Source organism: Tenacibaculum sp. 1_MG-2023 (genome assembly GCF_030547425.1).
GTDB lineage: Bacteria > Bacteroidota > Bacteroidia > Flavobacteriales > Flavobacteriaceae > Polaribacter.
This window is the reverse complement of sequence record NZ_JAUORH010000039.1, coordinates 1-9,975: the sequence shown is the minus strand read 5'-3', so window position 1 is coordinate 9,975 and position 9,975 is coordinate 1. Positions and strand designations below refer to the sequence as shown.

Sequence of the window (9,975 nt, the reverse complement as noted above, 5' to 3'; positions counted from 1 at the left end):
ACTCAAATAAGCCACTTTGCAGATGTAGGAGGAGCATATTCTAATACTTTTGAAGCTATCCCTGCAAACACAAAAAGTTTACCATTAAACGAAAACATAGTGCCAGCAGTAGCTAACAATCAAGTAGCAAAGGTCGTAAGTAATAAAGATCCAGAAAGCAAAGGACGCGTACAAGTTCAGTTTTACTGGCAAGAAGCTATTGGGGCAAAAACAGACTTTATTCGTGTGATGACACCAGATGCAGGAAGCAGTGATCTTACTAAAACCAACAGAGGATTTGTATTTATTCCAGAAGTAGGAGATCAGGTAATGATTGGTTTTGAACATAACGACCCTAACCGCCCCTTTGTTATGGGAAGCATGTTTACAGGTAAAAACGGAGCAGGTGGAAGAGAAAAAAATGTTATAAAAAGTATCGTTACACGCGGAGGGCATATTATTGAGTTAAACGATACAAGTGGTAAGGAAAGTATTACGATTACCGATAAGAACAGTAACATGATACAGTTAAACACACACGAAAGTTCCATAGTTATATCTGCAAATGAAAACATGACTTTTATGTCTAAAAATTTAGACATTGTGGTAAGAGAAAATTTAAACATTACCACAGGTAAAGACAAAAGAGAAAATATTTCAGGAAATCACAAGCTTAAAGCTACCAATATAATTCAAATAGCAGATGAAGAAATAAAGAATGAAGCAGAGCAAATAATACAAGAAGCAGGAAAAGAAATAGACCTATTGGCTAGTGGCAACATAAATAAGCAAGCAGAACAAAAAATTAATAATAGTAGCGGAAAACAAAGCAACCTTTTTTAAACATGAAAAAAAATACTATTATAAAAATAGCTAAAGGAAAAATTACACTTTCTACTAAAAATGATATTTCCATAAAGGCTAAAAACATAAACAGTTTATCTAAAACCTTAGTAAATGAAACAGGGAAAGAAGGTATTGTTTTTAAATAGCAAAGTATGAGTTTTGGAGTGTACGATCATATTAACCATGGTGTTAAGAATAGTTATGGTGTTACCTGTACTTTTTTAAAAGAACAAATTACTACCAATTATATATTTGATATTGCTTATCAAGCTTATAATCAAAAAGATTACATAGTTCATATTAACAGAAAGCAGTTCTTCATTAATAAGGAAGAACCAAAAGAAATATTAGATGTTTTAGCATTACGATGTGCAGCACTTATGTACCCATTACAATTACATATTTCTAAATTTGGCTTCAACTATAAGCTTTTTAATTTTAAAGAAATACAAGAACGTTTTAATAAGCAGCTACCAACTATTCAAAGAGAATTTACAGGTGAAGTAACAGATACTTATTTTGCTGAAATTAAAAAATCGGTAAGTAATGAAAGTATATTTACACAGCGTTTAAAAAGTGATTTTTTATATGCACTATTTTTCTATGGTTTACCAGTAGCATATCAACATAAACCAATACAAGATAACTATCAGGTAAACATACCTATACATCCATATCAACCCGAAGCTTTGTTTGTGGGAATGCAAACACTTAAAAAAGCAGAAAATATACACGATGTAACCTTTAAAGGCTCAGATGAAAAAGGAAATACCTTGCTATTACATCATTTAGTAGAAAAGCAAACCCTTACGCCTTTACGTATAGAAATGTATTATAACAAAGAGTTAGATAGTGAAATAAATTGTAGTATAGTTCAGCTTAAAGAACGAAAAGAAGACAATATAAGCTTTAGTTATAAAAATGGTAAAGTTATAGAAGGAAAACAAAAGAAACAGAAAAAAGACAATTGGTTTAGCAACCTATTTAAAATTTAAAAAAAATTATTATGAGTGATGTAGCAGTAATTTGCAATGGAGCTATGTGTAAATGTGCACATGGTTTTGCACCCGACACCTTTGCAGTAGTAAGTACACATAAACATTATATAAACGAGTCTAGTGGTTCTCAAAAAATGGTAGGTTCTACTATGGATATAGGGCAACCCTTTAAAGCAAAAACTTTTGGACAGTGTAAACTACAACCCTCTGGAAGTAGTTATTTACCTTGCATGCCAAACGTAACACAATGGCAAGACTTTTATGAAAAGGTAACATTAAGTAACCAAGGAAAAATATTAACAGAAAAAAGTAAAGCTATTTGTGCCATTGCAGGAGCACCATGTGTAGAGTTTACTTTTCACGGACAGGTAGGAGCGCCATCAGAAAGTCAAGCCGCACAGACAAATACAGCAGTGCATAGTCAAATGAATCCACTTGCAAACCCAAAGCAAGCGATAGAAGACACTGACGATACTGATTTATTAGAAATTAAATAACCTGTATTATGGCAAAAAAAATAATTGTTGTAGACGAACAAGATAAAGATGTTGTTACCGAGAGAATATATAGAGATTTAAAAGTTTTTGAAATACCTCTTAATAAAGCAGTAAATTTCCATTTAAAAGTTTTAAAAGCTAAAAATGTAAAAGAAACAAAAGAAAATGTATACTGGATTGCACAATCACACAACAGGTTTAAAACTAGAAAATTCAGAACTTTTAAAAGTGTTCCAAAAGATCAAAAAGAACTACATGTACTATTAAATGAGTTAAATAAAGGAACTAAATATGGAAAAAGGTATATCCTAAATAAAGATGGAGAGGAGGTTTTAAACCCTGATTTTCATGCTTATACCCTAGAAACTACAGGCTTTGTTAAAAGAGCATATTTAGCTACAAACCCGTACAAAAGCCATACGGAAAAAAGAGAAGGAGTGTTTTTTGGTAATTTAAAATATGTTCAAAGAACATTAGGTAAAGGTATTTGGTTAGAAGGTATTAATTATACGCCTGAATTTAAAGAGCAAGGAGCCTTTATTTTAGCGGTAGATAAACCTCAGGTACTGTCACTTTTAGTAGAAAGAAGAACATTACCAGAAAAAATAGTTCGTAGCAACCCTATTAAAAAAGATAATTGCGACTCAGTTGAGCAAGAGTTAATATACGGTGATGTTTTAGACATACACATGCACTTACACAATGTTTTAAGTGAAGATTACGAGTTAACCAAAGAGGTGTTTTATAAAGGAGAGTCTATGACAAGAGGTTATAGTACTTTAATAGATATAAACATACCCAAAGACGAGTACAATCCTTCTTTAGATTATAATGTTTCACTTATAGATGAGCATGTAGTTAATTTAAGTTGGGCAGGTAAAACCAATCATAAAGAAGCAAAAGATTCTGAAGATTCTTTACAAGAGTATATAATGGTGTTTACTTTTACACCAGTATCCAAACATGCTATAACCAATAATTACCCAACTATAAAACGCGAGGTAACCCTTACGGTAAATTACAAAAGCGATTTTAGTGCAACGGTAAATGAAGAAGACTATGTAACTTCTCCTAATATTGTAAAAGTATGGCAACCGCCATTAATAACACAGCTATATGAAAAAGAGTGTTCCTATAAAGAGCTTAGTGTAAACTTAAAAGACTTCTCTGAAAAGATAATAATATTAAAAGAAGAAGAAGAGGGACCTTTAACAGATAATAAAATACCTTATTTAGAGTTTGTAGCAGATGTAAAAAAAGGTGTAGGTATATTAGAACTACAGACCAACTCTTTTGTGTCTAATTGTGAAGATGAAACAGAATTACATAAAAATAATGTTTTTGTAATAGATGAATTATCTAATGACACTGTTACAAGTCGTTTTTTTGGAAAAATCACACCTTTAAAAGTAGAGGGAATACCAACAGAAAATTCTTTACGATTAAATGTCGCTTATCCTTATGAAGCTGATAATGATTTTGATGTGTTTAGAAAATATATTTTCGGGGGTACTCCTTATACTTTTACAGTTAAAGCACAAAGCTGTAGGTATACACGAACACCTATGTTTAAAATATATCCAGAAATGGCATGGAAACTAATTTTAAAAGTAGGTTCAAAAAACCCAGAAGCATATTCCTATACGAATATGAAAGATTCTTCAAGAACTTCTCTTCATAACAAAAGATCAAGGAATGCGGGTATAAATAAAAAATATAAAACAAGAGAAGTTTATTTTAATATCAATTTAAAAGCTACATATGGAGGAGAAACTAATGAAATAATCAACGCAAAGTATGAAGCAAAGATAAAAAAAGTGCTAGAAGCCATAGTTGCTATCAAAGAAACTATGGATAACATTACTGGTGTTACAAAAACTAAAAAGGGTATGGCTGCTAAAATGGGCGGTAAACTCTTAAAAATGCCTTTTACTTTCAAGTTAGACTACCCAGTAATATCTATAGAAGGTAATTGGAAAAACACTTATATAGGTAATGGGGTTGTAGAGCCACAAGGTAGCATTGCTTTCGGGTTTACTCCTTTAATTAAAGGTACAGGTACTCTTGATTTATTAGCAGCTGCGGAATTCTTACCTGTAATTGGTCAATTTCTTAAAGCAGCTAATTTAGTACTCTTAGTTGCTGGTGTTGAAATTTATTTTAACCTTTATGGTTTTGGTAAGATAGATTTAAAAGGAACTGTTTACTTTAACCAAGATGAAGATGTAAAGTTAGAAAGCAGTACTACTGTAGGTGTAGGTGTTGAATTAGGTGTAGTAGCTGAAGCTAACATAAAAAAAATTACTTTTAAGGCAGATAAGGTAGATGACAAATCTAAAAAAGCTGGTTTTGAAATAGGAGCTAAAGGAGAAACTTCTATTACTATTGGAGGTGCCACAGGAAAAGATGATAAAGGTCCTTTTATTGAAATGAAAGCTGATTTTAATGGCGTAATTGTTTATGTTACTGCTAAAGCTACAGGTTATGGTCTTTCAGTTGGTCCCAATAAAAAACCTTATCAAATGGTAGAGCCTAAACAAAATATGTATAATAAAAAGTGGTATTTACTTGAAGATTAGATAAATGATGAGAATAATAATAATTTTAAGCATAGCTTTATGTTTTCAAAGCTGTGTTAGCCAAACCAAAGAAGAAAAAATGGAAGAATTAATAGATGAAATTCATAATGATATAACTAAATATGACAACCGCCCAGTATATGGGGTGCAGATTAATAAAACAGGCTGTAAATTAGTTATAGAAATAGAGGGTAGTATAGATTATCGTTTAACTGAAAACAATGGTGAATCAATGATGTTACCACTTAATATGATGATAACAAAAAGTGGTAAACAAACAGCTACCATACGAATATACCCTAAAGATGGAGAAGACCTTGTAACTAAGTATGCCCATGTGAAATTACGTTTTACAGAAGCACCAGATAAAAAATCAGGTCTTAATGAGTATAAAACTATAGCTACTTTCGAAAGTCCAACAAATATTGGAGAATTAAAATTACCTTATTATGAAAGTAAAGTAATTTTTACTGCTAATGTACCTTTTAATTATAGTGAAGAGTTAGACCAAGCTAAAGACTTAAAGACAATAAAAGATATTGAGAATAAGGTTGTAGCTAAATATAAACAACTACGAAGTTTAGGAGTAAATTTAAAAGAAATAGAATACTTAAGTGAAAGGATGCATGCAAGTAAAGTTTTTTTCAATACAACTTATACAGCAACTCGTAAAGAATTAATAGAGAGTTGGAAAACACGTTTTGCTTTAACAGATGAACGAGTATATAATAGAGAAATACTTCCTATTGAAAATTATACTATGCAATTTTATGCAAATAATAAAATAGTTGCTTTATGGCAAAAAAATAATAATCCTATGATCTATCTTAAAGGTAATTATAAATATGAAGATGGTGAAGAGGCATACCTAGAAGGAGGTGACCCCATTTTTTTATATATGCCAAAAGGAAGTAAAGAGCTTAAAATATGGTAAATTTATTAAATACAGGTATTATTATGTCTACCTACACAAACCCAAAGGAAGTAACAAATTAGAAATTATAAGGTAATGCAAAAAGCGTTTTTATATAGTGTTTATTTGTTTTGTATGTTGCTGGTGCTTACAGCTTGCGGGCAAACAAAAGAAGAACAAATGGAAGAATATTTAAATGAACTGTATAAAAATATTACTGTATTTAAAGAGCGTCCTGTATATGGAGTACAGATTAATAAAACAGGTTGTAAATTAGTTATAGAATTTGAGGGTAGTATAGATTATCGTTTAACTGAAAACAATGGTGAATCAATGATGTTACCTCTAAATGGTATCATAATTAAAAGTGGTGTACAAACTGCAACCATACGAATATACCCTAAAGATGGAGAAGACTTAGTAACTAAGTATGCCCATGTAAAATTACGTTTTACAGAAGCACCAGATAAAAAATCAGGTCTAAATGAGTATAAAACTATAGCTACTTTCGAAAGTCCAACAAATATTGGAGAATTAAAATTACCTTATTATGAAAGTAAAGTAACTTTTACGGCTAATGTACCTTTCGATTATAGTAAAGAGCTAGACCAAGCTAAAGACTTAAAGACAATAAAAGATATTGAAAATAAGGTTGTAGCCAAATACAATAGTATCATTAAATTAGGAGAACAGTTTGATGAAGTAGGTTATTTAAAAGAACAAATGCATAATAGCATAATTCACTATAGTAGTGGTTATTTTACTGATAAAAAAACAATTAAAGAGAGTCATGAGGTACGTGCTGCTTTAACAGACGAACGAGTATATAATAGAGAAATACTTCCTGTTGAAAATTATACTATGCAATTTTATGCAGATAATAAGATAGTTGCTTTATGGCAAAAAAATAATAATCCTATGATTTATATTAAAGGTAATTATAAGTATGAAGATGGTGAAGAGGCATACGCAGAAGGAGGTGACCCCATTTTTTTATATATGCCAAAAGGAAGTAAAGAACTTAAAATATGGTAAACACACTTAGCTTTAGATGTAGAAAAAAAAGATATTTTATATCACGATAACATTGAGCTTCCATTAGTAAAAGGAGACGCCACTTATATATCTGTTTTAGCAAGTGCTTTGGAAAAAACACTTAACTTTATAAAACCTCTTTTTGACGTATTATCTATAAATAACAACTCAAAAACAGCCATAACAGAGCTAGAAAAAGTTCTACGTGATTTTATAAAAGAGAGTAAAACAGATATGTACCTTGGTTTTCATGCAAGATACGATATACCCGACGGAGAAAACCAAGTAGGGTCACTCATTAATTATGCCGAAATACAACCCTACAAAGCCCACTTACATTTTCAAATAATTAATGTAGTACTACTTACTTTGGCAGTAGATATATTAATGATATACCTAACAAGAGGAAAGCTTGCACCTGGGTTACAACAATTAAAAAAAGCACAAAAAGTAGCTAAGAGAATTAACAAAGGAAAAGATAAAGTAAATAAATTTTTAGATAAATACAACCTTACTTTAACAACGCCTAAAATAACAATGAACGCTGCCTTAAGAAAAGAAATGCAACCAAAGGGAGCGTATGCAACTATTTTTGATTTAACCTTTAAAGCCGACCCTTTGTTAGCTTTAAATACTGAATATAAAATAGATTCCAATTCTTTAAAAAGCCCTTTAAAAGAGTTTGTAAAAAAGATGGAAGAAAAAACCAATGGAAAGTTTGAATTAATAGCCAAAGCAGAAGGTAGGGTAGTTTATGATATAAATATAAGTTACAACACCCATACTGAGAAATTTACCTTAAATAAAAATGCAGCGAAGCAAGAAAATGAATACAATACGGTATTAAGTGAGGGTGATATAATTAAATCTGACGGAATTATTAATATAAGTATTGAGGCAAAAGCTCGTTTAAAATACAAGAAAGAGTTTAAAACACTTTTGTTTTTTGAGCCTGTTGAAGTAGAAGCCAGTATTGAAGGAGAGTTAAAATTGAATAGTAGCATCGGTCTCGTGGAAAAAGTAGGTTATACTAAAGGAAGAGGGCCTTATATGGAAAAAGTGGTATATTTTGGGGGATTGAAAGGAACTTACAAACAAAAAGTAAAAACAATTTTTAATAAAAAGAAAGTTTATGATTCTAACAAAAAAAATAAACGAGAGCCTTTTGTCTTATTGAGTCCTTCAAATGCCTCTTTAGGTAGGAACTATATTTTTGAACTCTTTGAATCAAAAAAACAATTTGAATATGAAAACAAATAAAATTACCTCTCTTATCACAGCATTGTTAGCAGTTATACTTACTGCTTGCGCGCAAACCAATACATCAAAAGAAAAAAAACAAGCAACAGAAATGAGACCGATAGACAAACTATACAGCAATATACAACCCCTACAATACAAAAGCATGCCTCAATACTTTATAGAAGCGAACCAAAGCGGGTGTTTTTACGAATTGTATGTAAATGGTAGAGCAGTATTTAGTCATTATGAACAAACTGGTTTAATGGGGCATACTACCTGTATTAACGATGCTATTTTAAAAAGCGGTATACAGGAAGTTACTGTAAAGCTATATCCATTAGGGCAAACTGAGGTAGAAAGGTTTGACACGTTTACCAAGAATGCAAGAATAGAAGTAAAAATAGAAAAATACGATATACAGGTAGAAGACAGCGATGAAAAAGTAGTAACATTTAAAATTCCAGAGGCAAGTACTAGAAGCAAAAATGATATAAAAATAGAAGGGTTACCTTATTACGAACATACCTTTACGTTTTATGCAGAAGTTCCTTATGAAGTTACTGGCTGGAGTGAATCACAAGATTTAACTAAAATGGATCAAAAACAATTAGAAAAAGAAGTAGTGGCTTTCTATAATGAGCTTTCAAATATAGTAGATCAAAGAGATGAAGAGAAATGGGTCAAACTAATAAAAAAAAGAGAGGTAGAGTATGTAAAATCAGTTAGTTATAATGATATAAAAGAATCTAGTACAAAAGGAAGAATAGAAGAACTAAAAGAAATTTTTGATTCTAAGTTTAAAAAGAAAGAACCTCTAGACCCATATGAGATAATCTTTGGAGGTGATGGTAGAATGGTTAGTTTAAAGAGTAAAGAATCGAGAGGGAGTTCAGCTTTTTCGTTTGGAATTGAGTCAAAAGAAGATGGTGAATTCATTAAATACAGGTATTATTATTTTGTCTACCTACACAAACCCAAGGGAAGCAATAAATTAGAAATTATAAGGTAATGCACAAAGCGTTTTTATATAGTGTTTATTTGTTTTGTATGTTGTTGGTGCTTACAGCTTGTGGACAAACCAAAGAAATGAGACCGATAGACAAACTTTACAGCAACATACAACCCCTACAACACAAAAGCATGCCTCAATATTTTATAGAAGCAGACCAAATAGGCTGTTTTTATGAGTTGTATGTAAATGGAAGATTAGTGTTTGAACATTTTAAACAAACTGGTTTAATGGGGCATACTACTTGTATTAACGATGCTATTTTAAAGAGCGGAAAACAAGAGGTTACCGTAAAGCTATATCCATTAGGGCAAACTGAGGTAGAAAGGTTTGACACGTTTACCAAGAATGCAAGAATAGAAGTAAAAATAGAAAAATACGATATACAGGTAGAAGACAGCGATGAAAAAGTAATAACATTTAAAATTCCAGAGGCAAGTACTAGAAGTAAGAATGATATTAAAATAGAGGGTTTACCTTATTATGAGCATACTTTTACGTTTTATGCAGAAGTTCCTTATGAAGTAACAGGCTGGAGCGAATCGCAAGATTTAACTAAAATGGATCAAAAACAATTAGAAAAAGAAGTAGTAGCTTTTCACAACAACCTATCAGATGTTATTTATAATCAAGACGAAGCTAAATGGGTAGACTTAGTTAAAAACAGAGAATTAGAATTTTTAAAATCTGAAGCGTATAATGATGTTAATGAGGAAAGTATTAAGGATAGAATTAGAAGTTTCAAACAGATTTTTGATTCTAGTTTTAAAAGAAAAGTTCCTTTAGATAAATATAAAATGATTGAGTTATTAAGTTACGTTCTGTTTTATTTGTTTCCAGGTCATAGGCTCATTATTAATCATTCTAATAATAGAGT

10 protein-coding genes are annotated in these 9,975 nt (G+C 30.9%); all 10 read left to right on the top strand.

Annotated elements, in window-relative coordinates; all coding sequences use genetic code 11:
* On the top strand, window positions 1-822 hold an 822-nt coding region (locus tag Q4517_RS15255), incomplete at its 5' end, for a phage baseplate assembly protein V (RefSeq protein WP_303511234.1).
* A 2-nt stretch (window positions 823-824) separates the two neighbouring features.
* Window positions 825-971, top strand: coding sequence for a hypothetical protein (locus Q4517_RS15250; protein ID WP_303511232.1), 147 nt, complete (start codon window positions 825-827; stop codon window positions 969-971).
* Between the two features lie 6 nt (window positions 972-977).
* A complete protein-coding gene (locus Q4517_RS15245) occupies window positions 978-1,820 on the top strand; it encodes a hypothetical protein (protein WP_303511230.1) in 843 nt (280 codons plus the stop codon).
* A gap of 11 nt (window positions 1,821-1,831) precedes the next feature.
* On the top strand, window positions 1,832-2,320 hold the full coding sequence (locus tag Q4517_RS15240; protein WP_253057287.1) for a DUF4280 domain-containing protein: 489 nt from the start codon (window positions 1,832-1,834) through the stop codon (window positions 2,318-2,320).
* 8 nt (window positions 2,321-2,328) lie between these two features.
* The gene (locus Q4517_RS15235; RefSeq protein ID WP_303511226.1) at window positions 2,329-4,899 is read left to right on the top strand and encodes a hypothetical protein; all 2,571 of its coding nucleotides are present in this window, start codon (window positions 2,329-2,331) and stop codon (window positions 4,897-4,899) included.
* 4 nt (window positions 4,900-4,903) lie between these two features.
* Window positions 4,904-5,833 (top strand): hypothetical protein, encoded by a 930-nt coding sequence (locus tag Q4517_RS15230; RefSeq protein WP_303511224.1) that lies wholly within the window; start codon window positions 4,904-4,906, stop codon window positions 5,831-5,833.
* 159 nt (window positions 5,834-5,992) lie between these two features.
* The gene (locus tag Q4517_RS15225) at window positions 5,993-6,847 is read left to right on the top strand and encodes a hypothetical protein (protein WP_303511222.1); all 855 of its coding nucleotides are present in this window, start codon (window positions 5,993-5,995) and stop codon (window positions 6,845-6,847) included.
* Window positions 6,848-6,955: 108 nt separating this feature from the next.
* Window positions 6,956-8,107 (top strand): hypothetical protein, encoded by a 1,152-nt coding sequence (locus tag Q4517_RS15220; RefSeq protein ID WP_303511219.1) that lies wholly within the window; start codon window positions 6,956-6,958, stop codon window positions 8,105-8,107.
* Window positions 8,094-9,098, top strand: coding sequence for a hypothetical protein (locus tag Q4517_RS15215; RefSeq protein WP_303511217.1), 1,005 nt, complete (start codon window positions 8,094-8,096; stop codon window positions 9,096-9,098). The genes Q4517_RS15220 and Q4517_RS15215 overlap by 14 nt, the downstream gene beginning before the upstream one ends.
* Window positions 9,098-9,975, top strand: an 878-nt coding sequence (locus Q4517_RS15210) for a hypothetical protein (protein ID WP_303511215.1), incomplete at its 3' end; no start/stop codon positions are given. The genes Q4517_RS15215 and Q4517_RS15210, both read left to right, overlap by 1 nt.

Bases quoted from the DNA above. Each gene is read 5' to 3' on its own strand.
- Q4517_RS15250 (WP_303511232.1), top strand. From the start codon at position 825: ATGAAAAAAAATACTATTATAAAAATAGCTAAAGGAAAAATTACACTT.
- Q4517_RS15240 (WP_253057287.1), top strand. From the start codon at position 1,832: ATGAGTGATGTAGCAGTAATTTGCAATGGAGCTATGTGTAAATGTGCA.
- Q4517_RS15235 (WP_303511226.1), top strand. From the start codon at position 2,329: ATGGCAAAAAAAATAATTGTTGTAGACGAACAAGATAAAGATGTTGTT.
- Q4517_RS15230 (WP_303511224.1), top strand. From the start codon at position 4,904: ATGATGAGAATAATAATAATTTTAAGCATAGCTTTATGTTTTCAAAGC.
- Q4517_RS15215 (WP_303511217.1), top strand. From the start codon at position 8,094: ATGAAAACAAATAAAATTACCTCTCTTATCACAGCATTGTTAGCAGTT.
- Q4517_RS15245 (WP_303511230.1), top strand. From the start codon at position 978: ATGAGTTTTGGAGTGTACGATCATATTAACCATGGTGTTAAGAATAGT.
- Q4517_RS15225 (WP_303511222.1), top strand. From the start codon at position 5,993: ATGGAAGAATATTTAAATGAACTGTATAAAAATATTACTGTATTTAAA.